Origin of the sequence: Roseibium aggregatum (genome assembly GCF_017309185.1) — a bacterium.
GTDB lineage: Bacteria > Pseudomonadota > Alphaproteobacteria > Rhizobiales > Stappiaceae > Roseibium > Roseibium aggregatum_B.
Genome location: NZ_JAEKJZ010000003.1, coordinates 408,914 through 432,122, shown reverse-complemented (window position 1 = coordinate 432,122; position 23,209 = coordinate 408,914). Strand labels below are relative to the sequence as shown.

Genomic DNA, 23,209 nt, shown 5'->3' with positions numbered 1-23,209 from the left:
CTAGATTTCCGCCAGAAGGCTCGTGTCGAACATGTCCTTGGTGGCCTTGATGCCGATGCGGTTCAGGGTTTCGATATTGGCGTCGATCCCCGCCTCGTCCATCGTAAAGATGCCGCCCGCATGCTCCATCAACGGTTTTTGCGCGCCGTTGAAGAAGATCTCGTTGTCGATGGTCCGGCCGGTTCCCTTGAACCAGGTCTCGGCGAATTTTGGCGGATAGGCCGCCGTGTCGGCGAAGTTCGCGTCCCATCCTTTGCGGCTGGCGCGCAGCCAGGCAACCAGCAAGTCACGCTTGGCGGCGAGCGTTTCCTCGGTCACGACCACGGTGTCGTTGTAGGTCTTGTAGCCGAAATCGTAGAGCAGGAAGCTGTGGGCCTTCTCGCCCTGCTGCTCGATTGTGTAGGGCACGTTGGTGGTGAAATCGAGGGAAGCGTCGATCTCGCCCTTGATCAGCGGCGTCGGATCGTAGGCGTAAGGCACGATATTGACCTCGGACTTGTCGATCCCGTTGATTGCGAGCATCGCCTCGACGGAGATGACATTGACCGGCGGCACCGCCAGGGTCTTGCCTTTGAGTTCTTCCGGCGACTTGATCGGCGCCTTGGCAAGAGACACGATCCCGATCGGGTTCTTCTGATACTGGGCGCCGATGATCTTGAACGGCGCGCCCTGGTCAACGATGGCCTTGATGGTCGTGTCCGGAGTGGTCAGCGCCAGATCGGCACGGCCGGCGATGATGCTGCTTTCCGGAATAACGTCCGGACCGCCGGGCAGATAGGTCAGATCGAGCCCGGCTTCCGAATAAAGACCGTCGTCGATGGCAGCAAAGTAGCCGCAGAATTCGGCATCGTTGATCCATGCCGCCTGCATGGTGAGCGGCGTCGCGGCATGCGCTCTCGTCAGGAAGCCCGGAACCGAAAGCGCCGCCGCTCCGGCGACGGATGCCTTCACGAAGGAACGTCTGGTGATGGAAATTGACATTGGATTTGATCCCCTTTTCTGCGTCTGGAAGATTTTGGAATTCAACCGTCCAACCCGCGCATCTTGCGCAATTCCTGAAGCGGCGGCGTCGCGGCGATCTGCTCCGGCTCCAGCAGGTCCCAGTGGATGCCGCGCGGCCGCACGCCGCGGTTTTCCACGCCTCTGAAGCCGGTGGGTGTGGCGATATGGTCGACCAGAATATCGGTCGGGCTCGGAAACAGCTTGTCCTCGACCACCTGAACGTCATGCACGACCGCGGTGACCGGCGTCCTGTCGTCGACGATGCCGAGCTCGGTGAACATGCCCCATTCCAGGTCGAAGAAGCCGTGCCCCTTGCCAAAACGCACGCCGTCGACGGAAACGGCGGAGGCTCCGGTCACCATGAAGTCGAAACGGCCCTTTCGGGCGATTTCCTCAAGTGAGATCGGACGGCCGAAATGCTCCAGACCGTCGAGCCAGGCGGCAAACAGCTCCTGCCCCTTCGGCACCATATCCGGCTCCAGCAGCCAGAAGCCCCGGTAGATGCCATAGGTGGAGACCACCATGCTCTTGCCGGCTTCCAGCATGCGCTTGCGCAGATCGACAAGGCAGTTGTCCGGCGTGATGAAGGCGTAGGACCCGTCCTTGTAAAAGGCCTGTTCCACCAGAAGATCGGTGGCTTTGTCCGATCCGGTGAAATCGGGAATGACTTCCGCGAAATTCTTGTGAAACCGGGAGTCCGGCAAAGCGACGTCAGCCAGTTTCGACCAGATTTTTTCCCGGACGATCTTCGTTTTGGTCACGCGTAAAGTTCCGTTTGTTTCTTAATTGACAATTTCTGAAACGATGGTTTCATAGATCCCGGCCGTTGTCACGCATTTTTTCGGCGCTGCGAAAAACCTGCTATCACGGCGGAACCGGAGATTTGGGGAATCGCTTCATGGGAACGCGCCTGGCCTTGCGCATTCAGGAAAGATACGACGAGCTGACGCCCTCGGAACAAAAGCTCGCGCAGTTCCTTCTGGATCGCCCCGACGAGATTCTCGCCTCTTCGGCAACCGAACTCGCGCGCTATTCAGGCGTCTCGAAAGCCACGGCGGCCCGTCTGTTCCGGAATTTGGGGTACAGCGATTTCAACGATGTGCGCCTTCAGGCCCGGGAGGAACGAAATCGCACGGGTCCGGTCCAGCAGATCCCGATGCCCCAGGTCACCACCGGCAAGGCCATGACGGTGCCGATGCATTTGCAGGTCGAAAGCGCGAACCTGACGCGGACCTTCGAGGAATTGCGCACCGATGTTCTGAACAAGGCGGCCGAACAGGTCGCCAACGCCGGACGGGTCTGGGTCGCGGGGCTCGGCAACGAGAACGGCATCGCCCGCATCCTGCGCATTTTGCTTGCCCGCGTCAGGCCGGGCGTTCACCTGATCTCGGAAAACGCGGCAACCTGGCCGGAGGAATTCTCTTCGACGGGTCCGAACGATGCCCTCGTGACGATCGCGCTGCGCCCCTGGCCGAAACAGATCCCGACCATCCTGGCCTTCGCCAAGACCACCCGCCTCAAGTCCGTGGTGATCACCGATCCGACCAGCGCCGGCAAGGCCCAGCGTCAGGACGCCATAGTGCTGAACTGCCATGTCTCCACGCCATGGAACGAGATCACCCAGACCAGCATTCTGAGCATGAGCCAGATTCTCGCCGGTGCGGTCGCCCAGAGGCTCGGAACCAAGGCCAACGTCCGCCGCGAACTGATCGCCGATATCGCGGAGGAACTCGAGGACGGGGCCGGCTAGCGGCCTGCACGGCCGCTACGCCAGATAGGCACCGCCGTTGACGTGCATCGTTTCGCCCGTGATGTACCTCGCTCTGGAGGAACACAGAAACGCCACTGCATCGGCCACGTCTTGAGGCGATCCGCGATGCCCCAGCAGATTGCGCCGGCTGCCATGGTGTTTGGGAGGGGAGCCGAGAGGATTTCGCTCAGTTTCGATCAAACCCGGCGACACGCAATTCACCGTGATCCCGGAACTGCTCAGGTCGTGTGCCATGGCCTTGGTGAGACCGACAATCGCAGACTTGGACGCAATGACATGGGCCCGATCGGGCGCTCCGGTGTGTCCGGTGAGGCCACCTATGTTGACGATAGCCCCCTCCGGGCTATCGGTGAGAAATGGCAGAACCGCTTTGCTTGCCAGAAAGACCGCATCCAGGTTCACCGCCATCACGCGTTTCCATTCGGAAAAATCCAGCCTGGAAAAATGCGCCTCGGGACGGATCGCCGCGTTGTTGACGAGGATATCGAGGCGCCCGCATGTCCCGGCCGCCTCCTCGATGACACGCGCGACTTCCTGCTCGGCGGCAAGATCGCCGCAAACGAGCGAAGCCGTACCGCCAACGGCCTCAACGGCCTGAACAGTCCCAGTTCCGGACGAAACGTCGTTGGCGACGTGAACCACGACATGGGCACAGGCGCGCGCCAGCTCGACGGCAATGGCGCGCCCGATATTGCGCGACGCGCCGGTGACAAGTGCGACCTTCCCGGAGCTCTGCTGCGTCATGCGAACGACAATCCTTCCAGAAGGTTTCCGTCCGGGTCTCCGGCCGCAATCCGGTTGCAGATGTCGAGAACCTTGGCGATCCTGGCGTCGTCGGCCCCGCCAAAGGCGGCATTGGCGCGGAATTTCCCGTCGACCTCATCGCGGCTCAGCGGTTCCAGAACGCCACCGCGCATGTGGCCCTGCTCGTGCTCCCGAACCTGGCCATTTGCATATTCGATCCGCACGTGACCGGTGAAGGCGGCTGGGTACGGGTTGTCCGGATCGATCTCGAAATCGACCTTGGACGCAACTCCGAGCAGAGCTTCGTCCCGGATAGCCTCGTCGGTGAAATCGCCCAGCGCCGCGCGGCCACGCACGATCCCCAGCGCGACACCATAAGGAACGGAAAACTTCGCGGCATAGGGTGTCGGCGGAAAACGCTTGATTTCGAGTGGCTCCCAAAGCCGGTGAACGATACCTTCCGCGGTCTTGCAGACGATCCGTTCGATCCCCTCGGCAACGGCTCCGGCTTTTTTCGAGGCCACCGCGCAGTCGATATAGGGCTGCACCATGGTCCCGCAGGGATAGGGCTTGAACGTGATCGTGTCCATGACCCAGGTCCTCCCCAGCGTACCGAGCAGTTTTTCCGGGTCCGCCTCAATTGAAGGCGCAAATGCCTTGAAGGCACCGTGTGTGCCCTCGAAAACAAATCGTGGCCCGACAAATCCGGCAGCAGCGAGCTTGTAGGCTTTCAGAGCCGATTGCGCCGCCCAACCGGGATGCATTCTTTTCGTCCAGCTGCCGTCACCCAGATACTCGATAATGCCCGACGCCATCGAACCGGCCACGCCGAGCGCGTTGGCCGTGGTCTTTCGATCCGCGCCGCACGCCGCGCAGATCCCGGCCGTCGCCGCGAAAGCCCCGAGCACGGCTGTGGGATGGAACCCCGCCTTGTGCACGGCCTTGGGAACGGTCATCGCAAGACGGCAGAGAAGCTCGGTGCCGACGGCAAGCCCCAGAACCAGTCTTTCATTGCCGAAGCCACACGCCCGGGACGCCGCCAACAGCGCCGGCACGACGACCACGCCGGAATGCACCGGCCCACCTTCGAATGTGTCGTCGAAATCCTCTCCGTGGGCCGCGGTTCCGTTTACCAGGGCGGAAGATGACGCCGCCGCCCGCTCCACGTGGCCTATCATGATGTGATCGCCAGCTTCATTCGCCGCTTTGGCAGCGGCGACGTAATCCGTTTTACGAGCCGCGATGCACAGGCCGACGATATCTGTGAGAATATCCCGGACCTTTCCGCGCGTTGCCTCCGGCAGATCTTCGGGTGACACGGACGCGATCCAGTCAGCCAGCTGCTCGGACAGGCTCTCATTTTGAACGGAACTCATTTGAGTCATGCAACATCTCCGGCTTTGTCGGCGTTGGGTGGGGCAAGAAAGAAATCGAACACCCGCTTTCCGAGGGCGCCGATAATGAAAACCGCGGCAAGCGCAAGCAGGGCAAACGAGATCTTGTCGGTGAAGAAAATGGAATAGTCATCACCCGACAAGACGAGAGACCTTCTGAAATTGCTCTCGACAAGATATCCGAGCACCAGACCCAGAACGGCCGGAAGGAACGGAAACTTCAGGATCCTCATGAGGAAGCCCACGACACCGGCAATCAGCAGAACCGACAGGTCGAAAAGCGAGTTGTGGATCGAGTAGATCCCGGACATCACCAGGGCGAAAATGAAGGCGGACAGCCAGGGCTTGGGCCGGTTTACCATCCATATGCACACCGGCAACAGCGCCATTCCGACGAACAGCAGAGCAATCGCCGCGGCCAGCAATCCTCCGTAAAGGCCGTAAACCACATCTCCGGAACGCTGGAACAGCATCGGACCGGGGGCAATGCCGTGAATAAGAAAACCGCCCAGCAGGATTGCGGTGGAATTCGATCCCGGAATACCGAACGACAAAAGAGGAACGAGCGCGGTTTCGGCCACGGCATTGTTGGCGGTTTCAGGAGCCGCAATCCCTTCCGGCGCCCCCTTGCCGAACTGGCTGCGGTTCGGAGACCAGCGCCGCGCTTCGTTATAGGACATGAACGACGCGACCGTCCCGCCCGCCCCGGGCATGCAGCCCTCGAATGTACCGATGCCCGCACCGATGGCCTGCGGCACGGCCAGGCGCCTCGCCATGGCGAAGTTGGGAAAGGCGATCCGCGGTCGGGACGTGACTTTTTCACCGCCGGATTTGCCGGCAGCCTGAACGAGAAGTTCGCTCATCGCAAAGAGACCCACCATGATCATGACCGGTGCGATCCCGGTCAGGAGATCCGAACTCCCGAAAGTGAACCTGTTGCCGCCCGTCACCGGGTCGGTCCCGATCGTTGCGATCATGAGGCCGAGTGTGGCCGCGGCGAACCCTTTGAGGATGTTCTCGCCGCTCAAGGTGGCGATCACGGAAAGCCCCAGTATGCCGAGCGCGAAATAGGCCGGAGGCGTAAAAGAGAGGGCAACGCCAGCCAGGGGTTTCGACAGGAGAATGAGCATCGTGAGTCCGAAAAGGCTGCCCAGGACACCCGAATAGAGAGAAATCCCCAGCGCCTCGCCGGCCTTTCCCTGCCGGTTCATCTCGTAGCCGTCGATAACGGTGGCGGCGGCCGCATTGGTCCCTGGGGTCCGGATCAAAATGGCTGGAATGGATCCCCCGTATTCCGCGCCGACATAAGTCGAAGCAAGCAGGACGATCGCGGGAGCCGGACTCATCGTATAGGTGAACGGCAAGAGCAGCGCCATCGTTATGGACGGAGAAATTCCCGGCATGGCACCGCCGACAATGCCCCAGGCGACCCCGACGATCGCCGCAAGTATCAACGTGACATCACCAAGGGACTGCAGGGAGAGGAGAATTGTCTCCATGAAGGTTTGACCTCTTTTTTAGCGAAGGCCTCTCAGCCCGGGAACAGAAGACCGCGCGGCATCGAGACGCCGAGAACAAGAACAAAGATGCACCAGAGCGCGGCCGCGCCACCGACCGCCACTGCGATTGAGCGCCAGTTTCTCGCAGCCCCTTGGTAGAGCGCCGTTGCCAGCAGCAGCAGGGCAATGCCCGGCGCGTAGCCGACATAGGAAACGATCAGCAGGTAAATCACGCCGATAGCGACGATACCTGCCGCGCGGGCAAACCTGATGCCCTGGCCGGTCCACTCGTTTTCCAGCGCGCTCCCGGCGGAACGCTGCCGCAAGCTGCGCAACAGGGCGATGACGGCGATCGCAAGACCGAGCGCCATCAGGATAAGACCGTAAGCTTTTGGCAGCCCCGAGGGACCGACGGTGTCGTCAAGTGCGCTGACCCGCATCTGGATCGCATAATAATAATAAATGGCACCGACGAGGGCGGTGCCCGCACCGCCGACGAAATCCCGGGTCCAGAACATGCCCCGCCTCCATTTCGCGATTTTTTTAAAAAGACCGCCACCCGGATTTTCCAGGCAGCGGTCGGGTTGCCCTTAGTCGATCACACCCGCTTCCTTCAGAAAGACGGCGGTTTCGTCGGCGAAACCGTTCATGAAGGTCACGTATTCCTCGTGGGGAATGAATTCCGGCCGCAGGTTGTTGCCCTGGTACTTGGCCCGGTATTCGGGGTTCTCGAGCACTTTCTGGGCAGCAGCTTCCCAGAGCGCAATGATTTCCTTTGGCGTTCCCTTGGGAGCAGCGAGACCCCGGAATTTTCGCACGGTTACACCGTAGCCGAGTTCCTCGACCGTCGGCACATCCGGATACTGGTCCAGCCTGCGATCGGAGAATGTGGCAAGCAAGCGGATCTGGCCGGCCTCGAGCTGCGACTTCAGTTCCTGCACCTCTCCGACCCCGATCTGGAGTGTGCCATTGAGGACATTGATCATCATGTCACCGCCACCTTCATGGGTAACGATCGCCGCGTTCACATCCGCGGCCCTTTTCAGGCGCTCGAGCGCCTGGCGTTCCAGAGACGCCGGATTGGCCGCGCCCCACCGGCCCAGATTTTCCTTGGCCGCCGCGATAACCTCCCCCAATGTCTCGTAGTCGCTGTCGGCGGCGGTATAGATGACTTCCGGATCCGTGAAAAAGTTCACGAGCGGCAGGACGTCCTCGTAGGTATATTCCGGCTGCGACAGCAGGGACGTGTATATGAACGTCGGCGTTGTTGCATAAAAACGGGACCCGTCGGCGGGCGCGTTCGCGAGATCCGCCATCGCCTTGGCGCCGGAACCGCCCCGCACGTTCTCGACAACCACATTGGCGCCGATAACGGGAGCCAGGAACGACGACATTTCCCGCAAGAAGACGTCGCTTCCTCCGCCCGGGCTGGAATGCGTTATGAGCGTGATCGTGTCGACAGGATAGTCCTGCGCATTTGCCGGCACCGTCAGGCCGAATGAAATTGCGATCGCACAGGTCGCAAGTGCTGTCTTTAGCATTAAGTCCTCCCACTGATGTTCGGTGAAATCATCGTGCACAACGACCTCCATCCGTCGAGCACCCAAGGCAAACATAAACCCCACACCTCAATATTGTCAACAATTTATAGAATCTCATTTTCTCATTAATTTTCAGATATTTAAAATTCTACATTCGATAAATTCGCAAAATACCTCACCAGAAAACAGGAAATTTTCTGACTCAAAATCTACTTGATCAAGAAATTGGACAATATTGTTGACAATTTACAAAACGAGAAGATACGCTCCCGCCATCTTTAACGGCATCACCCCTCGCCCGGCAAAACCGGGATTTGCCGGAACCCTGAGGATCAGCGCGATTTGGCGCCCCCTTGAGACCGGCCTTCGGAGGCGAATCGAGCAATTAGGAGACGAATGTGAGCGGACACCAACCCACCCCTCCCGGAACACCGAACGTAACCGGCATCCTGACCGACTGGATTGTCGACACGAACGGCCCGGACATCCCGAACGAAATTCGTCATGAAGGCTTGCGCACTTTCGTGAACTGGGTCGGCTGCGCGGTAGGCGGCGCTTCTCACGAGACCGTGGATGCGGCGCTTAACGGACTGCTGGCCTTTTCGGGGAGATCCACATCCACCGTTCTTGGGCGGGCCGAGCGCATGGACGCTCTCCACGCGGCATTGCTCAACGGCATATCCTCACACGTGCTCGACTACGACGACACACATCTCAAGACCATCATTCACCCCGCCGGTCCGGTGGCCTCCGCCATTCTGGCTCTGGCTGAGACGCGCCCCGTTTCCGGTTACGACTTTCTGACAGCCCTCATTCTCGGTGTCGAAGCGGAATGCCGCATCGGCAATTGCGTTTATCCCGCCCACTACGATCGTGGCTGGCACATCACCGGAACGGCCGGCGTCTTTGGCGCGGCGGCCGCCGCCGGAAAGATCCTCGGCCTTACAAAACAACAGATGCGTTGGGCGTTCGGTATTGCCGGCACGCAGTCTTCCGGCTTCCGCGAGCAGTTCGGCACCATGACGAAGAGCTTTCACCCGGGCCGGGCGGCGCAAAACGGACTGGCCAGCGCCCTGCTCGCCCAGGCCGGCTTCGACAGTTCGGAGCGCGTGCTGGAAGCCCCTCGCGGCTTCGCCTGCGTCATGTCCGACAAGCAGGACTGGGACGAAATCATCGAGGGCCTGGGAACCCGGTGGGAAGCAGGGCTGAACTCCTATAAACCGTTTGCCTGCGGCATTGTCATTCACCCGACAATCGACGGCTGCATCCAGCTGCGGTCCGAGCTGGGCGATCGGGTAAACGACATTGAAAGCGTTCACCTCGTCGCGCATCCGCTCGTCCTGGAACTGACGGGAAAACAAACGCCCCAAACCGGTCTCGAAGCAAAATTCAGCGTATTTCACTCGGCGGCCTGCGCGTTGCTGCGCGGAGACGGTTCGCCGACGGCCTTCACCGATACGGTAGTGAAGGAGCCCGATGTCGTCGCGCTCCGGGACACGATAACGGCGGTGGCCGATCCGGCCTGTCACAGCGCATCGGTGACCATCGAGGTGCGGTTCAAGGACGGTCCGCCTGTCATCAAGCATGTCGAGCGCGCGCTCGGCAGCCGCGAAGTTCCGCTGACGGACGATCAGGTAACCGAGAAGTTCAGAGCCCAGTCCGCCCTTGTCATCGGCGAGGAAGCCACACAAAAACTGCTCGATGTAAGCTGGAGCACACCGGAACTGGATGACGTTGCCGACGTAGCGCGGACCTCGAGCGAAAACGCCTGGGTTTCGGGAGCAGCGGCTTGACCGGAGAGACGCTGAAGATCGGAGTTCTCGAGGGGGACGATATCGGACACGAAATCGTCCCCGCATCGGTTGAAATCGCGAAAAAAGCGGCCGAAATCTCGGGCCAAACGATCCAATGGGTGGACGTACCCATTGGATACCGCGCTCTCGAGACCCACGGACACACTTTGCCGGAGGGGACGCTAAAGACCCTGGACGGGCTGGACGGCTGGATTCTCGGCCCGATCGGCCACAGAGATTACCCAAGGCGCCCGGAAGCCGTGAACCCGCACCCGATCCTGCGAAAACGCTACGATCTCTTCGCGAACGTCCGGCCGACACGCTCCTACCCTGACCTGGGGTGCCTTTACGACGATATCGATCTGGTAATCGTGAGGGAAAACAACGAAGGTTTCCAACCCGACCGCAACGTCGTCATGGGGTGTGGCGAGTTCAGGCCGAACGAAGACGTGTCGATTTCGGTTCGGGTGATAACCACTGAAGGAAGCCGCAAAGTCGCCCGTGCCGCGTTCGAGATCGCCCGCTCCCGGCGCAAGCGACTGACGCTCGTCCACAAGAACACGGTATTCAAACTCGGCTGCGGGATGTTCGTCGAAAGCTGCTACGAAGTCGCGCGCGATTTTCCGGATGTAACGGTCGATGAAGTGATTGTCGACACAATGGCCATGCGTCTCGTCAGAGATCCGCAGAGTTTTGATACAATCGTGACGACCAACATGTTCGGCGACATCCTGACCGACGAAGCCGCGGGCCTGGTCGGCGGACTTGGCATGGCTCCCGGACTGTGCATCGGACGCGGCTCGATCGCCATGGCTCAGGCCACGCACGGGTCGGCACCCGATATCGCCGGAAAAAACCTGGCCAACCCGTTCGCGATGATCGAATCGACCCGCATGTTGTTCGAATGGCTCGGCAACAACAGGAGGTTAGCAGGGGCGTCGCACATGTCACGGCTGATGAAGACCGGCATCGACGCGGCGTTGGCTCGACCGGAGACACGAACGAAGGACATCCGGGGAACGGGAACGCAACTTTCGATGGTCGACGCAATCCTCAATGCCATGAACTAGGAAAAAGCGGCAAAAGCAACACAACGCTCTTCTCAGAAGAGTGTATTTTGTCTACAATTTAGTCATGGTTGAGAGCAATCTAGACAAAGCAGCCCCGGAGAGCGGGTCGGAAGAGCTTCAGGTGTTACGGACGTCTTCGTTGACCGGGGTACTGGAACGCGAGTTGCAGAACCTTATCCTGACCGGAAATCTGAAACCCGGTCAAAAGCTCAACGAGATCAAGCTCTCTGAACGGTTCGGCGTCAGCCGCGGCCCCTTGAGGGAAGCGACACGGGCCTTGGCTGCGCGCGGCCTCGTTGACTTCTTTCCCAATCGAGGCGTTTTCGTCCGCTCAATCCCCTTCGACGAAGCGCTCGAAATCTACGATGTCCGGGCGGCTGTATTCGGGTTGGCGGGCAGATTGCTGGTCGACCTCGTGACCGACGACATGCTGACCAAGCTGTACGGCTTCGTGGACACAATGGACGCTCTGGCCAGGGACAAGCACTTCGAGTCGTACTACCCCGTCAATCTGGAATTTCACCAGTTCCTTATCGGCTCAACCCGGCACAAGACGCTGCAGACAGAGTACAATCATCTCGTCAACAAGCTGCACTTGTGCCGAGCGAAGGCGCTTGTTCAACCGGGAAGCCTCGCACTTTCCAACCGAGAGCACCGCGAGATGGTCGACAGTCTGGCTTCGGGAGACAAGCTGCGTTCGCAAGAGGCGTTCTTTCGCCATGTGGAACGTGCCAAGCGTCGATTGCAGGCCGCCCTGAAAGAGACCGAAAACGCATCTTTCGGCGCTGAGTAGGACCTGCTGAAAGCAATTGAACGAGCAGCGGCCCGCTTTTGCAGGCACTCGATCGTTCAGTCCGGAGTTTCCACGAACATTTCTGTGGGCCCAACGGCTGTGCACTGGTCAGCCAGGCCCGGCACGTTCGTTCCGAACACGCGCCGGACCGGCTTTTCGGCCGCAAGGCACCGCTGCCGGTGGGGCGGCAGCAGCGTCTTCGCCTATTTCCCGAGCTTGGGATCGATCTGCCAGACTTCGCTGGAGAGCTTATCGCCGCGATAGGTCAGAACATAACGGACCGGGATCGTGTTCTTGCCGGAAAAACGCACGTCGGCGGTGACCGTCACACCCGCCGGATTGGCGTTTTCCTGAATGTTCGTGACATCGACCTTCAAGGCCCCTTGCGCCCCGGTGAATTTCTTCCAGACTTCACCGATTTTGGCCTGGCCGGTGTAAACCCCGTCCAGGGGGCCGCCGACCCATTCCAGCACCGACGTGTCCGTGTAGGCGGCGTTGAGAGCATCCACCTTGCCGGAGCCGATGCTTGCGAAATGCGCACGCGCCATGTCTTCCCCCGGACCCGCGAAAGCGCTTGAGGCAAAACAAAAGGTGCCGACAAGGGCGGCGGTCGCAAATTGACTGATCGATTTCATTTCGAAACTCCATTCTTTCAAGACAGGGAGGCGTTCGTCCGCATCCCGTGGCGTCTACGTTGCGAATGGCGGTTTGCTTCCGGTCCGAAAGGATCACGAAATGTTGACCTGCTTCCCTTCGGCTGAAAATCCTTGCGGGTTCCGCAAGAAATCCCGTTCGAGACGGAATTTCCCAACCGGCCGAAAAAGAAATCCGGTTCGGCATGGAATAGAATGGCCGCGAGCGGCGTTGCCGATATCAGTCCCCCGCGAGGAAGAAGACTTGCCAGACCGATCACAGCGCCTGCTCAGAGAAACCGAAGTCCTGCACCGATATGCGGTCACGCTGACGCGCGACCGGTCGGACGCCGAGGACCTGGTCCAGGATTGCATGGAACGGGCCTTGAGAAAATGGACGCTGCGCCAGTCGTCCGTACCTCTCAGGCCCTGGCTGTTCCGGATGATGCGCAATCTTCATGTCAGCCGCTGGCGGCGAACGAAGAAACATGACAATCAGGTTCCCCTGGACGAGATGGAAGCGCCGCCTCAGGTGCCGGCGGCCCAGGAAGGCAGCGCGGAGCTCAACCGCTTGCTGACACGCATGCTGAACCTGCCCGCCGAACAGCGCGAGGCGCTGCATCTTGTCGGGATCGAGGGTTGCACCTATGCGGAAGCAGCCGAAATACTGGGGGTTGCGGAAGGAACAATCATGTCCCGTATCAGCCGGGCCCGTGCCAGTTTGCGGCAAGACTCCAGTAAGGCGAGGCGCCCCCAGTTAAGGAGCGTGACATGAATTCGTCCACCGAAACGCCCATTCGCGAGGAGGATCTTGTCCGCTATGTCGACAATGAACTGTCTCCGCAACGCCGCCTGGAGGTCGAAGCCTATCTGCGGGAAAACCGGGACGCGGCGGATCGGGTCGCCGAAGACAGGAAGATCGCCGGAGATCTGAAAGCCGCTTTTTCCGGGCTGCCGGTGAACCCGCCTGTCTTGGCGGAGCGGCGCCGGGCAACTCCTTACCCTCCGCTGGCCATGACGGGAGCGATTGCCGCCGCGCTGCTGATCGGCGTCTTCGCCGGCTGGACACTGAAACCTGTCACCCAGCCACCGGCCCGAGCGGCCTTTCTCTCCGACGCGCTCGCCGCGCACCGGACCTTCGCCGTGGAGGTTGTCCACCCGGTCGAGGTCGCGGCCGAGGATGAGCGCCATCTGGCGACCTGGCTCGGAAACCGGCTGAACCGCCCCTTCCATATTCCAGACCTCCGTGTCGCCGGGCTGACACTCATGGGTGGCCGCCTCCTGCCCGGCGCCGCCGACCCGGCCGCGCAGCTCATGTATGACGATGCCGACGGCAAGCGGGTCACGGTCTATCTGCGCCGCGACGCCGACGGCGAAGCGAAGTTCCAGTTCGCCAAATCCGGGCCGGAACAGGCCTTTTTCTGGAGCAACAACGGCTTCACCTACGCCGTAACCGGCGACCTTTCCCGCCAGAAGCTGCTGGACCTGGCCAATCTGATCCAGACCCAGTTCGATCCGGACCGCGCAAAACAGTAAGCTGCCCGGGCACTCTCGCGTTCGTGACCGGGTGGAGAGGAATTTAATTGCCCTGAAGCGCGTGGTTCCCGGCAGAGGCGCCTGACACGTGGCACGGTTCTGCGCTAAGCGTCTCTCCAACCAGTCTCAATCAGGATAGTCCCATGAGAACAATGCTATGCGCCCTCGCTCTCGTCGCCTTGAGCGGACCGCTTCATGCCCAGGAAAGCACACCGTCCGATCCGGCGACCACACACAATCCCGCGGACGGCGTCGTGAAACTTTACGGTGCCGGCGGCCCGCACACCGCCTTCAAGAAGGTCGCCGATGTCTTTGAGGAAAAGACAGGAACAAAGCTCGTCATCACCGCAGGTCCCGAAACCACTTGGTCGGCAAAGGCGCAGGCCGACGCCGACATCCTCTGGGGCACGTCCGAACAGTCGATGACCGCGTTTCTGGAAACCTACGGCAGCTTCGACACCACCGAAGTCCGTCCGATCTATATTCGCCCCGCCATCATCGCCGTCCGCGCGGGCAATCCTAAGGGGATCGAAAGCTTTGACGATCTTCTCAAGGACGGCATGAAGATCGTCGTGACGGAAGGCGCGGGCGTCGCCAACACCTCCGGCACCGGGGTCTGGGAAGATGTCGCGGGCCGGACAGGCAGTCTTGACGACGTCGCCGCCTTCCGAGCCAATATAGTGGCCTTCGAAAAGGGCTCCGGCGCCAGCTTCAGGGCGTTCAAGGACAAGCAGGCCGATGCCTGGATCACCTGGCCGAACTGGCCGATCAACAACCCGGATGTCCTGGATTACGTCGAACTGGACGAGGATCACCGGATCTGGCGCGACGTGAATGTCGTACTTTCCCCCAAGGCCGACCCGGAAGCCCAGGCCTTTCTCGACTTCCTGCTGACCCCGGAGGCGGAAGAGATCATGAAGACCGAGGGCTGGAAGCGCTAAGACGGCGAGCGCAGCAAATGCTTGCTGTCAGGCCTCCATATGCCACGCGCGGCCGGCTCCCGCCGGCCGTGTCCGTTTCAACGGAATGAACCACCGTCCGCGAATTTGGCCAACGGAGAGGCGCATCGACCAAGATCCCAGCGCGATCAAACCGAAGTTTAAAAATAGGACATTTTGATTATTTAATGGTCACAATATGCAAATTACTTAATCAGATGATCGAACCGAAGCAAAATCCGAACAATAGATTACAATAAAGAGTACGGTTACCGACAACGCCAAATTCCAAAGCCGGTTTTACGCTCCAACTGTCGAATTCAGACAGCAGCCTTCCACGAAACGACGGAGCGTAAAATGAAAACTACCGGGTTCAAGAGGTCACTTCCCCTAGCAAGATCGGCCGCGGGCGCAGTCTTCGCGGCAAACATGGTCGCCGCCGCGTTCACCGGCGCCACACTGACGGGAGCGACCGTCGCTCAGGCGGAAACGGCCATTCCCGCTGCCTGCGCGGATCTGCAGGCCAAATACCCCTCTCTCAAGGGCAAGACCCTGGTCAACGCCATCAATCCCCATACGCCGGGATATGAATCGATCGATCCGAACGATCCGACCAAATACATCGGCTTCGACATCGACCTCGGCGAAGCCATCGGCGACTGCCTCGGTTTCGACCTCACCTACAAGGCCGTGACCTTCGCGGCCCTGCTGACCACCCTGCAGGCCGGACAGGCTGACATCGTCATCTCCGACATCTATGCGACCGTCGACCGTGCCAAGGCCGCGGACTTCATCACCTATCTGAAGGTCTTCGATGGCGTGCTTGTCGCAAAGGGCAACCCGAAAGGCATCGACGGCATCAACACGTCCATGTGCGGCGCCGTCGCGGCTGAAAACACCGGATACGTGGAAGTCCCGCTCATTCAGGCGCTTGCCGCCGAATGTGAAAAAATCGGCAAGCCAGCACCGGAAATTCAGCTTTACGACAACAACGCCAACTGCATCCAGGCGATCCTGTCCGGACGCGCCGATACCTACATCAACGATGTGAACACCGTTGACGGTGCGGTGAAGGCCTATCCGGACAAACTGGAAAAGGCGACGGCGGTCACGCTGCCCTATTCGGTCGGCATCGCGGTTCCGCGTGACAATGTCGAGTTCCGCGACGCGGTGATGGCGGCTCTGACCGAAATCCAGAAGTCGGGTCTCCAGGTCGAACTGATGAAGAAGTGGAACCTGCCGGAAGACCAGCTGGAAACCCCGAAGCTCGTCCTCGCCGAGTAAGCGCGCCCAAGCGGCACGGCCACGCGCCGGGCCGCTACTCCCGCCTCGATCAAGAGCACAGGCTTCCATGGAACTCTTCTTTCACTATCTCAGTCAGCCCTATCTGCTGACCGGCATCGTCTACACGGTTCTGATCACCCTGTTCGGACTGGCGGGCGGCGCTGTCCTGGGCATCGTCCTGGCCGGCATGCAGTTGAGCCGCTTCCGCGCCCTGTCCGTTGCCGCCCGCATCTACGCGGTCATTTTCCGCGGCACCCCGCTGATCCTGCAAATGATCTTCTGCTACAACGCCCTGCCGATGATCGGCATCAAGTTGACCGCCCTGGAGGCCGCCAGCCTGGCCCTGGCGCTGAACGAGGCACCCTTCATCGCCGAAATCATCCGGGGCAACATCGTCGCCGTGGACCGCGGCCAGATCGCCGCGGGACAAGCGCTGGGAATGACGCCCTTCGTCACCATGGTCCGCATTGTCGTCCCGCAAGCGTTCCGGACCATGATACCGGCCCTCGGCAACGAAGCGGTCAGCGCGCTGAAGAACTCCTCGCTCGCCTCCGTCGTCTCTGTTCAGGAACTGACGTTGCGCAGCACCCAGCTCGCCTCCGCGACGTTCGACTTCTTCTCCATCTTCTTCGCCTCCGGTCTGATGTATCTGGTTCTGGCGGGCAGCATCGCGGGTCTGCAGATCGCGGTGGAAATCATGATGGACCTCGATCACCCGGACCCCAAGGCCCGGTTCGCGCGCCTGCTGCCCTGGTACCGCACTCCTGTGGCCCTGCCGGATGCGAACGAAGGCACGGAGAAGGCGCAGGAAACGGCAGCCACTCTTCCGCCGGCGGGGGCCAAGGCAACGGTTCCGCTCGACCGGGCGAAACGCGCCCAGGCCATCGCCGTCAGCCGTCCCGCGGTCGAAATCGAAAACCTGACCAAAAGCTACAATGGCCGCCCGGTTCTGGACGGATTGGACCTGACGGTGCGCCTCGGCGAAGTCGTCGCCCTGCTCGGCCCCAGCGGCTCGGGAAAAAGCACCCTTCTGCGCTGTATCAACCGCCTGGAACCCTGGGACAGCGGTGCAATCCGCGTGATCGGGCGCCAGCTCGGTGTCGGCGACAACGGCCGGGTGCTGTCGCCCGCGGCAATCGCCAACGCCAGGGCAGCGGTCGGTGTCGGAATGGTCTTTCAGAATTTCAACCTGTTCGGCCACCTCACCGCCAGGGAGAACATCGCCGGACCCTTGCGCTGGGTCCAAAACGCCACGGCAAGGGAAGCCGACACCCGGGCGGACGAACTGCTGGAACGAGTCGGCCTGAGCCACCGGGCCGACGCCCTGCCGCGCCACATGTCCGGCGGCCAGCAGCAGCGGGTGGCCATCGCCCGCGCGCTCGCGCCCAACCCGGCGGTTCTGCTCCTGGACGAACCGACCTCGGCGCTCGATCCCGAACTGGTCAACGAAGTGCTTGAAGTCATCCGCAGACTGGCGGTCGAGGACGGGCTCACCATGGTGATTTCCACCCACCAGATCAGCTTTGCCCGCGATGTCGCCGACCGGGCCGTCTTCCTGGCGGATGGCGCCATCGTCGAACAGGGCCCGGCGGACCATGTGCTGACACGGCCGGACAACCCGCGCACCCGTCAGTTCCTTCAGATCATGAAGGAAGACCCCGTATTGGCCGGCTGAGACCCTTGGCGCCGACGCAAACGAAGCCCTGCTTTCGAAACCGGAAGCTCCGCGCTTCCCAAGCCCCTTTTACCTGCACCATCCGGAGAGACCCCGATGACCGATCATAAACTTCCAGCCACCCCAGAGACCGTTCATTGGGGCTATTTCAGCAAGACCCTGGAGCCGCGCCTGAGCATCAAGTCCGGCGACCGGGTGACGGTCGAAACCATTACCCACCACGCAAATGACGATTACGACCGGATGATCGCCGGCGACAAGGAAGCGGAAGACATCTTTCGCTGGACGGCGGAGGAAAAGACGATCAAGCGCCGGGGCGCCGGTCCCGTGGACGGAACGTTGCAGCACGGGTCCGGCGAGGGGCTCGGCGTTCACCTGCTGACGGGACCGATCGAGATCGAAGGCGCCGAACCGGGCGATGTCCTCGAAGTGCGCATTCTCGACGCCTATCCGCGCCCCAGCGCCAATCCGGACTATGAGGGCCGCTTTTTCGGTTCCAATCCGTCCGCGAACTGGGGATTTCAATACAAGGACTATCTGGAAGAGCCGAAGCCCCGCGAAGTGGTCACCATCTACGAGCTGGACATGAGCGAACCGGCGACCGTCTCCGCGCTCTATTCCTACCTCTGGACGCCGCAGACCGATCCGGACGGCATCGTTCACCCGACCATCGACTATCCGGGCGTCAGGGTCGATCATTCGACCATCGTCAAAAAGGAAGGAATCCTGTCGGATGCCAAAATACCCGCGCGCCTTCATTTCGGCACCATGGGTGTTGCGCCGGCGGAAGCGGACTTCGTCAGCACCATTCCGCCCAACTATACCGGTGGCAACATGGACGACTGGCGGATCGGCAAGGGCGCGCGCATGTACTACCCCGTTGCGGTTCCGGGCGCTCTCTTTTCCGTCGGTGACGCGCATGCTTCCCAGGGCGACAGCGAACTGAGCGGAACCGCCATCGAGATCTCCCTGACCGGAGAATTCGAGTTTATCCTGCACAAGAAGGCCGATCATCCCGGAACAATCCTTGAAGGCCTCACCCATCCCCTTCTGGAAAACGACGAGATCTGGTCGGTCTACGGCTTCAGCGTGACCAATTACCTGTCGGAACTCGGCCCGAACCACCAGTATGAGATCCTCTCAAGTTCCAGCCTGGACAATGCCATGCGCGACGCCTTCAGAAAGCTGCGGCGCTTCCTCATGACCGTCCACAATCTGTCGGAAGACGAGGCGATCTCCTTGATGTCGGTGGCGGCCGATTTCGGCATCACCCAGGTCGTGGACGCGAATTGGGGTGTACACGGGTCCATCCGCAAGGCCATCTTCGAATGATATTTCGAACGGGACTGGCATTCCTCCCTTCGCAGGTGCAATATAAATTGACCGGCGTCCGTGTGACGCCGGCCGGCACCGTGGACCAGGGAATGAATATCAGGCAGTTCATAAGCGAATCCTATCCGGTCGACACGCGGGACACTGCCTGGCGGGACGTATTGGCCGCGCTGCAACTGCGCTCCGACTTCAAAAACCAGGAAGGCGCCGAGTTCACCGCCGCCGTCGTGCGGGGCCATGCCGACGGTCTTCTTCTCGGCCGTCTTACCGCCACAGCCCAGACACTGACCCCGATCCGGCAGAGAGGCCGCCTGCCCCTCGTCCTGATCCCGCTCGACGACGACATCGAGATCTCGGCCGAAAATTGCGGGTTCACGGTCGCCAGCGGTCAGGCTGTCATCCTTCCCGCGGACCGGAGCTGGAAGGCAAGCCTGCCTCGCACCATGCATGTCGCCGTCATCTGCCTTTCGGATTCGGCGCTGAACGGCCAGCGCTTCGGCTTGTCGCCGCTTGTCGCGCCCCACCTGATCTCGGCCAAGGGACTGGCCAGCGTGTTCATCCGCACGGTTGGCGCCGCGGCTCAGGACCTGGACGGTCTGAACGACCTGGAATGGCAATCCCTCGAACAGGTCATCGCGAACCTTTTCCTGACCACGATCGTCTCCTGCATCCCTTCGGAAACCGGAACCAACGCGAGCCAGGCCGCGCTGTTCAGCCGGTTGACCATGGCCATCGAACGCCGTCTGTCGGAGCCTGAGCTCTCGGCGAGCCGCATAGCCGGACAGGAAGGCATCTCGGAGCGCTATCTGCAAAAACTCTTCGAGCAGAACGGCGAAAGTTTCACTCACTATCTTCGGGAACGGCGTCTTCAGCATGCCCGGCTGGCGCTTGTCGCACCCGACGAACTGCGCATTCCCATCGCGGAAGTCGCCTACAGTTGCGGCTTTTCCGACGCGGCCAACTTCAACCGCCTGTTCAAGGAACGGTTCGGCCTGCCCCCCGGCGCGTTCCGCACCAACCATCTCAAGACCCTGATGGAGACCGCCAACGCGGAACAGCGCGGCTGGCCGGTCAAGGCCCTGACCAACCGCAAGGCGCAGAAACGCAGCGCCGTCGATGGAACCCAGGGCGAAGACCCCGGTCTGGACGACGCGCGCGACACCGACGCCACCCATCACGTTCTGGCGGCCAACTCCAGGACCGTTCACTGGGGCTACTTCAGTCGGTCCCTCAGACCGGTGCTCGAAGTGACTTCCGGAGACACCGTTGAAGTGGAAACGCTGACACAGCACGCCTCCGACGATCCGGACCTCATGATCCGGGGCGATACGGCTGCCGAGGACGTCTTTTTCTGGAGCGCGGAAAAAAAGAACGTGGACCGGCGCGGCGCAGGCCCGCTGGATGCCTCTGTCTACGGCCGTGGCGCGGGCGAAGGCTTCGGCGTGCATGTCTGTACCGGACCGATCTTCGTCAATGACGCTGAACCGGGCGACGTGCTTGAAGTCCGGATCGACGACATGTCGCCGCGCCCGAGCGGCAATCCCGATTACGAAGGCCGCTATTTCGGCAGCTCCGTTGCCGCATGGTGGGGTTACCAGTACTCGGAACTGCTGGAGGACCCCAGGCCGAGGGAAAATGTCGTCATCTACGAGATCTTTCCCGACGAACTCGAAGGCGGCTATGCCCAGGCCCGTTATTCCTACCGCTGGGCACCGCAGACCGATCCGTTCGGCGTGAACCACAAGACCTACGACTATCCGGGCGTGCCCGTGGACCCGGCGACGATAACCCCGGTCAATCCGGTGCTGCGCGATGTCAGGATCCCCCTTCGGCCGCATTTCGGCGTGATCGCGGTCGCTCCGCGCGAAGCCGATCCGGTGGATTCGGTTCCGCCCGCCTATTTCGGGGGCAACATCGACAATTGGCGGCTCGGCAAGGGGGCCTCCGTCTATCTGCCGGTTTCCGTACCGGGCGCGCTGCTGTCCATCGGCGACCCGCACGCAGCGCAGGGCGACGGCGAAGTTGCCGGAACGGCGATCGAATGCTCGATGACCGGCCGTTTCACCATTGTTCTGCACAAGAAGGGCAACCGCTTTTCCGATCTCACCTACCCTTTGATCGAAACGCCCGAGGAATGGGTCCTGACCGGCTTCAGCCATCCCAACTATCTGGCCGAGTTCGGCGCGAAAGGTCAGGGAGAAGTCTACGCCAAATCCTCTCTCGACCTGGCCATGAAAGACGCCTTCCGCAAGACCCGCCGTTTCCTGATGGCGTCCCACGGCCTGAGCGAGGACGAGGCGATCATGCTCATGAGTTCGGCGGTCGATTTCGGCGTGACCCAGGTGGTTGACGGAAACTGGGGCGTTCACGCCATCATCCGGAAATCGATGTTCAACGGCTGACGGACTTTCCTCCAGGTTGAAAAAATTTCACTGCAGGTGTAATTGAGCGAGAGATCAGGCGTCGCACCGCAGGTGCACGCCGCGAAGAAACCGCTTCCCGCACATGCAAGGGCCTGAGGATGACCCGCAAACCATCGCCCCCTTCACAGCCGCAAACCGGGACCGCCCCTCCCCTCGCCCAGGACCCGCATGCCCTGCGCGAGCCGAAGGAGAAGAACCTGGAGGCGGCCATCGGCCACGAGGTGCGGGCCTTTCGCAAGAAGCTCGGCATCACGGTCGCTGATCTTGCCTCGGCCACCGGGATATCCGTCGGCATGCTGTCCAAGCTGGAAAACGGCATGACCTCGCCGTCCCTGACCACCCTGCAGGCAGTCGCGCGCGCCCTCGGCGTGCCCTTGACCGATCTGTTCCGGCGCTACGAGGAACCCCGCAACGCGGTCTTTGTCAAGGCCGGCGAAGGTGTCGAGCTCGAACGCCGCGGCACGCGCGCGGGACACCAGTACAATCTGCTCGGCCATCTGGACAACACCAGTTCCGGCGTCATCGTCGAGCCCTATCTGATCACCCTGACCGCTGAATCGGATGTTTTTCCCACCTTCCAGCACGACGGTACCGAATTCCTGTACATGCTCGAAGGCGAAGTGGTTTACCGGCACGGCGATCAGCAATTCACCATGGGCCCGGGCGACAGCCTGTTTTTCGATGCGGATGCGCCCCACGGTCCGGAGAAACTCATGGCGTTTCCGATCCGCTACCTGTCGATCATCTGCTACCCGCAGCGAGCAGTGAGGGACTGACCCGGGCAGATTTATTTCCTGAAATGAAAATTTTATTCTCACCAGTTGAATTTCCAGATCGAGGCTGTTAGCGTCCGCTCCAGATCACGGAACGGAGGGTATCCGCCCATGTGCGGTATTGTTGGTTTGTTTTTAAAGGACAGGACGCTGGAGCCTAAGTTGGGCGCGCTCTTGTCCGAAATGCTGATCACCATGACGGAACGCGGCCCGGACAGCGCCGGTCTCGCCATCTACACGAACGGGGAGCCGGGTCTCGGCAAGATCACCGTTCAATCGCCTGCCCCGGACACCGATTTCCCGACCCTGGAAGCCGATCTGTCGGCGGCGCTCGGAACCGGTCTGACGGTTCGCGCGAAGGCCAGCCACGCGGTCATCGCCCTGCCGGCCGAAAAGATTGCGGAAGCCCGCGCGATCCTCGCGGACCTGCGTCCGGATGTGACGGTCATGGGCAGCGGCGACAGCATCGAAATCTACAAGGAAGTCGGCCTTCCGAAAGATGTGGCCACCCGGTTCGACATCGCTTCCATGGGGGGCTCGCACGGCATCGGCCACACCCGCATGGCGACCGAATCCGCCGTGACCACATTCGGAGCCCACCCCTTCTCCACCGGGCCGGACCAATGCCTCGTTCACAACGGCTCGCTGTCGAACCACAACAACCTGCGCCGCGAGCTGATCCATGACGGCATGAGCTTCGAAACGGAAAACGACAGCGAAGTCGCCGCCGCCTATATCTCCAACAAGCTCGCTCAGGGCGAAAATCTCGGCGAGGCGCTGGAACACGGCCTTTCCGACCTCGACGGCTTCTACACCTTCGTCGTCGGAACGAAATCCGGTTTCGGTGTCCTCCGCGACCCGATTGCCTGCAAACCCGCGGTCATGGCCGAGACCGACCAGTATGTCGCCTTCGGCTCCGAATACCGGGCGCTGGCCAACCTTCCCGGCATCGAGACCGCGAAGGTCTGGGAACCCGAGCCCGCCACCGTCTATTTCTGGGAGCACTGAA

The 23,209-nt window shown here is 61.1% G+C and carries 21 protein-coding genes; 13 read left to right on the top strand and 8 right to left on the bottom strand.

Going from position 1 to position 23,209, the window contains the following annotated elements; translation table 11 throughout:
- Both JF539_RS17155 and JF539_RS17150 read right to left on the bottom strand, forming a co-directional pair.
- Positions 1–981, bottom strand: a complete 981-nt coding sequence (locus JF539_RS17155; RefSeq protein ID WP_207141914.1) for an ABC transporter substrate-binding protein — start codon at positions 979–981, stop codon at positions 1–3.
- A 41-nt stretch (positions 982–1,022) separates the two neighbouring features.
- The gene (locus JF539_RS17150) at positions 1,023–1,763 is read right to left on the bottom strand and encodes a 5-formyltetrahydrofolate cyclo-ligase (RefSeq protein ID WP_328809258.1); all 741 of its coding nucleotides are present in this window, start codon (positions 1,761–1,763) and stop codon (positions 1,023–1,025) included.
- Positions 1,764–1,900: 137 nt separating this feature from the next.
- Between JF539_RS17150 and JF539_RS17145 the strand changes: the two genes are divergently transcribed.
- Positions 1,901–2,752, top strand: coding sequence for a MurR/RpiR family transcriptional regulator (locus JF539_RS17145; protein WP_207141913.1), 852 nt, complete (start codon positions 1,901–1,903; stop codon positions 2,750–2,752).
- A gap of 15 nt (positions 2,753–2,767) precedes the next feature.
- Here the strand turns inward: JF539_RS17145 and JF539_RS17140 are convergent, their stop codons facing one another.
- The 5 genes from JF539_RS17140 to JF539_RS17120 form a co-directional block, all read right to left on the bottom strand.
- Complete coding sequence (locus JF539_RS17140) at positions 2,768–3,517, bottom strand: SDR family oxidoreductase (protein ID WP_207141912.1); 750 nt, start codon at positions 3,515–3,517, stop codon at positions 2,768–2,770.
- Positions 3,514–4,902, bottom strand: coding sequence for an MmgE/PrpD family protein (locus JF539_RS17135; RefSeq protein ID WP_209017372.1), 1,389 nt, complete (start codon positions 4,900–4,902; stop codon positions 3,514–3,516). Before JF539_RS17135 ends, JF539_RS17140 begins: the two co-directional genes overlap by 4 nt.
- On the bottom strand, positions 4,899–6,410 hold the full coding sequence (locus tag JF539_RS17130; RefSeq protein WP_207141911.1) for a tripartite tricarboxylate transporter permease: 1,512 nt from the start codon (positions 6,408–6,410) through the stop codon (positions 4,899–4,901). The genes JF539_RS17135 and JF539_RS17130 overlap by 4 nt, the downstream gene beginning before the upstream one ends.
- Positions 6,411–6,442: 32 nt before the next feature.
- Positions 6,443–6,928 carry a tripartite tricarboxylate transporter TctB family protein gene (locus JF539_RS17125; protein WP_207141910.1) on the bottom strand — a complete coding sequence of 162 codons (486 nt, stop codon included), beginning with the start codon at positions 6,926–6,928 and terminating at the stop codon, positions 6,443–6,445.
- Positions 6,929–7,000: 72 nt separating this feature from the next.
- Positions 7,001–7,951: a Bug family tripartite tricarboxylate transporter substrate binding protein gene (locus tag JF539_RS17120; RefSeq protein WP_207141909.1), complete on the bottom strand. Its 951-nt coding sequence runs from the start codon at positions 7,949–7,951 to the stop codon at positions 7,001–7,003.
- Positions 7,952–8,349: 398 nt separating this feature from the next.
- Here JF539_RS17120 and JF539_RS17115 point away from each other — a divergent pair, with 398 nt between their 5' ends.
- The 3 genes from JF539_RS17115 (at position 8,350) to JF539_RS17105 (ending at position 11,607) form a co-directional block, all read left to right on the top strand.
- Positions 8,350–9,744, top strand: a complete 1,395-nt coding sequence (locus JF539_RS17115; RefSeq protein ID WP_328809257.1) for an MmgE/PrpD family protein — start codon at positions 8,350–8,352, stop codon at positions 9,742–9,744.
- Positions 9,741–10,814, top strand: a complete 1,074-nt coding sequence (locus JF539_RS17110; RefSeq protein ID WP_207141908.1) for an isocitrate/isopropylmalate dehydrogenase family protein — start codon at positions 9,741–9,743, stop codon at positions 10,812–10,814. Before JF539_RS17115 ends, JF539_RS17110 begins: the two co-directional genes overlap by 4 nt.
- 139 nt (positions 10,815–10,953) lie before the next feature.
- Complete coding sequence (locus JF539_RS17105) at positions 10,954–11,607, top strand: FCD domain-containing protein (RefSeq protein ID WP_207141907.1); 654 nt, start codon at positions 10,954–10,956, stop codon at positions 11,605–11,607.
- A 203-nt stretch (positions 11,608–11,810) separates the two neighbouring features.
- Here the strand turns inward: JF539_RS17105 and JF539_RS17100 are convergent, their stop codons facing one another.
- Positions 11,811–12,242 carry a nuclear transport factor 2 family protein gene (locus tag JF539_RS17100; RefSeq protein ID WP_207141906.1) on the bottom strand — a complete coding sequence of 144 codons (432 nt, stop codon included), beginning with the start codon at positions 12,240–12,242 and terminating at the stop codon, positions 11,811–11,813.
- A 262-nt stretch (positions 12,243–12,504) separates the two neighbouring features.
- On the opposite strand from JF539_RS17100, the gene JF539_RS17095 reads away from it, so the two are divergent.
- The 9 genes from JF539_RS17095 to JF539_RS17055 all read left to right on the top strand — a co-directional run bounded on the left by JF539_RS17095 (position 12,505) and on the right by JF539_RS17055 (position 23,208).
- A complete protein-coding gene (locus JF539_RS17095; protein ID WP_207141905.1) occupies positions 12,505–13,014 on the top strand; it encodes a sigma-70 family RNA polymerase sigma factor in 510 nt (169 codons plus the stop codon).
- The gene (locus JF539_RS17090) at positions 13,011–13,775 is read left to right on the top strand and encodes an anti-sigma factor family protein (RefSeq protein WP_207141904.1); all 765 of its coding nucleotides are present in this window, start codon (positions 13,011–13,013) and stop codon (positions 13,773–13,775) included. Before JF539_RS17095 ends, JF539_RS17090 begins: the two co-directional genes overlap by 4 nt.
- Before the next feature lie 143 nt (positions 13,776–13,918).
- Positions 13,919–14,716, top strand: a complete 798-nt coding sequence (locus JF539_RS17085) for an extracellular solute-binding protein (RefSeq protein ID WP_207141903.1) — start codon at positions 13,919–13,921, stop codon at positions 14,714–14,716.
- A gap of 426 nt (positions 14,717–15,142) precedes the next feature.
- On the top strand, positions 15,143–15,997 hold the full coding sequence (locus tag JF539_RS17080; RefSeq protein WP_209017393.1) for an ABC transporter substrate-binding protein: 855 nt from the start codon (positions 15,143–15,145) through the stop codon (positions 15,995–15,997).
- Between the two features lie 67 nt (positions 15,998–16,064).
- Positions 16,065–17,672, top strand: coding sequence for an amino acid ABC transporter permease/ATP-binding protein (locus JF539_RS17075; protein ID WP_207141901.1), 1,608 nt, complete (start codon positions 16,065–16,067; stop codon positions 17,670–17,672).
- A 96-nt stretch (positions 17,673–17,768) separates the two neighbouring features.
- Positions 17,769–19,004 (top strand): acetamidase/formamidase family protein, encoded by a 1,236-nt coding sequence (locus JF539_RS17070; protein ID WP_207141900.1) that lies wholly within the window; start codon positions 17,769–17,771, stop codon positions 19,002–19,004.
- Between the two features lie 92 nt (positions 19,005–19,096).
- Positions 19,097–21,406, top strand: coding sequence for an acetamidase/formamidase family protein (locus tag JF539_RS17065; RefSeq protein WP_207141899.1), 2,310 nt, complete (start codon positions 19,097–19,099; stop codon positions 21,404–21,406).
- 119 nt (positions 21,407–21,525) lie between these two features.
- Positions 21,526–22,203, top strand: coding sequence for a helix-turn-helix domain-containing protein (locus tag JF539_RS17060; RefSeq protein ID WP_207141898.1), 678 nt, complete (start codon positions 21,526–21,528; stop codon positions 22,201–22,203).
- A gap of 108 nt (positions 22,204–22,311) precedes the next feature.
- The gene (locus JF539_RS17055; RefSeq protein WP_207141897.1) at positions 22,312–23,208 is read left to right on the top strand and encodes a class II glutamine amidotransferase; all 897 of its coding nucleotides are present in this window, start codon (positions 22,312–22,314) and stop codon (positions 23,206–23,208) included.
- The last annotated feature ends 1 nt before the right edge of the window (position 23,209 follow it).

Coding starts and splice junctions, on each gene's coding strand:
- JF539_RS17130 (WP_207141911.1), bottom strand. CDS start 6,410: ATGGAGACAATTCTCCTCTCCCTGCAGTCCCTTGGTGATGTCACGTTG.
- JF539_RS17125 (WP_207141910.1), bottom strand. CDS start 6,928: ATGTTCTGGACCCGGGATTTCGTCGGCGGTGCGGGCACCGCCCTCGTC.
- JF539_RS17065 (WP_207141899.1), top strand. CDS start 19,097: ATGAATATCAGGCAGTTCATAAGCGAATCCTATCCGGTCGACACGCGG.
- JF539_RS17155 (WP_207141914.1), bottom strand. CDS start 981: ATGTCAATTTCCATCACCAGACGTTCCTTCGTGAAGGCATCCGTCGCC.
- JF539_RS17145 (WP_207141913.1), top strand. CDS start 1,901: ATGGGAACGCGCCTGGCCTTGCGCATTCAGGAAAGATACGACGAGCTG.
- JF539_RS17085 (WP_207141903.1), top strand. CDS start 13,919: ATGAGAACAATGCTATGCGCCCTCGCTCTCGTCGCCTTGAGCGGACCG.
- JF539_RS17135 (WP_209017372.1), bottom strand. CDS start 4,902: ATGACTCAAATGAGTTCCGTTCAAAATGAGAGCCTGTCCGAGCAGCTG.
- JF539_RS17100 (WP_207141906.1), bottom strand. CDS start 12,242: ATGAAATCGATCAGTCAATTTGCGACCGCCGCCCTTGTCGGCACCTTT.
- JF539_RS17070 (WP_207141900.1), top strand. CDS start 17,769: ATGACCGATCATAAACTTCCAGCCACCCCAGAGACCGTTCATTGGGGC.
- JF539_RS17080 (WP_209017393.1), top strand. CDS start 15,143: ATGGTCGCCGCCGCGTTCACCGGCGCCACACTGACGGGAGCGACCGTC.
- JF539_RS17090 (WP_207141904.1), top strand. CDS start 13,011: ATGAATTCGTCCACCGAAACGCCCATTCGCGAGGAGGATCTTGTCCGC.
- JF539_RS17120 (WP_207141909.1), bottom strand. CDS start 7,951: ATGCTAAAGACAGCACTTGCGACCTGTGCGATCGCAATTTCATTCGGC.
- JF539_RS17060 (WP_207141898.1), top strand. CDS start 21,526: ATGACCCGCAAACCATCGCCCCCTTCACAGCCGCAAACCGGGACCGCC.
- JF539_RS17140 (WP_207141912.1), bottom strand. CDS start 3,517: ATGACGCAGCAGAGCTCCGGGAAGGTCGCACTTGTCACCGGCGCGTCG.
- JF539_RS17075 (WP_207141901.1), top strand. CDS start 16,065: ATGGAACTCTTCTTTCACTATCTCAGTCAGCCCTATCTGCTGACCGGC.
- JF539_RS17055 (WP_207141897.1), top strand. CDS start 22,312: ATGTGCGGTATTGTTGGTTTGTTTTTAAAGGACAGGACGCTGGAGCCT.